At 39.9% G+C, this 1,183-nt stretch carries 2 protein-coding genes; both read left to right on the top strand.

Annotated elements, in window-relative coordinates; genetic code table 11:
• The coding region (gene rdgC / locus AND4_RS19165) for a recombination-associated protein RdgC (protein ID WP_009844646.1) at positions 1 to 1,031 on the top strand (1,031 nt) is incomplete at its 5' end.
• Positions 1,031 to 1,183, top strand: a 153-nt coding sequence (locus tag AND4_RS19160; protein WP_009844645.1) for a single-stranded DNA-binding protein, incomplete at its 3' end; no start/stop codon positions are given. The genes rdgC and AND4_RS19160, both read left to right, overlap by 1 nt.

Genomic DNA, 1,183 nt, shown 5'->3' with positions numbered 1-1,183 from the left:
TTAAACAATGTACTCCTTACTATTTGCCAGCATTTGCTTACAGCCTAGATACGCTTGAAAAACGATTTGAAGAGTTTCGAGCCAAACCTCTCTCAGATACAGGAACAGAATCATTGGGGTTTGTTAGTCCAATGTGTCTTAGTCGAGATGATTTAATTATTAAGCTTGGATGCTTGTATGGCTTTCGCTTGAAGATTCAAGAGAAGAAAATTTCCCCATCAAAAGTTAAGGAAGTTGTTAGTCAACGAGTAAGTAAAATCATGGAAGAAAAGCCTGGTCTTGATCAGGCCAAATTGGAAAATGAGTATTACGGTCAAGTTAAAGAAGAAATACTACGCCTTGAAATACCAAGCGTTAACTATGTAACAGCATTTATTGATACCGAATCAGGCTATCTATTTGTTAATGACAAGAGCGATAAACGCTGTGCACAGTTATTAAAACTACTACGTCACAGTTTGGGTTCTTTTGTAGCTCTACCTGTAGACACCGAATATCAACCGTCTGATGTTTTATCAAGAGCCTTACAAGGCGAGGGTAAGTTAAGTGATTTTCTTCGTGTCGATTATTATGAACAAATAAAGGCTGTTGGCGATAAAGCAACTAAGCAAATCTCTTTTAAAGGGATCCAAATCGAGAAGGATGAGCTTGAAGTTCTTAAAGGAAAGAGCATTACTCAGATGGGCCTTGTTTTTTGTGCTAACGAAGATGAAACGTGGGCGATCACCATCGCATCTAAGCGCGATAAGTATTTTTATATTCTCAATTTTGTCGAACCCATCCCTAATTCAAATCTCTTAGCCGACCGATTATTCAGTACCTGCGATGATGACTTCAATGCTAACTGGCTTATTACTGCTGATCGTTTAAACCGGATTATATATTCCTTGAATGAGTCATTTGGTGGAAGAATCGAGAGCAATCGTGAAAGCGAAGAATTCGTTGCTCAGCTTAAAGAAGCGCAATTGATGTCGGTGACAGAAGAGAACATCAGTGAGGGCGCTAAAGCATTGTTAGAAGGAACTGAATAATGTCTAGCCGTGGAATTAATAAAGTAATCATTATCGGCAACCTTGGCAGTGATCCAGAAGTGCGCTATGGCGGCAGCAACAATAGACCATGGACTAAGTTAAGCGTGGCCACGTCTGAAAGCTGGCGTGATAAAGCTACAGGCGAACAACGT

Source organism: Vibrio sp. AND4, from assembly GCF_000171815.1.
Classification (GTDB): Bacteria; Pseudomonadota; Gammaproteobacteria; order Enterobacterales; family Vibrionaceae; genus Vibrio.
This window is presented reverse-complemented; position numbering and strand designations above follow the sequence as displayed.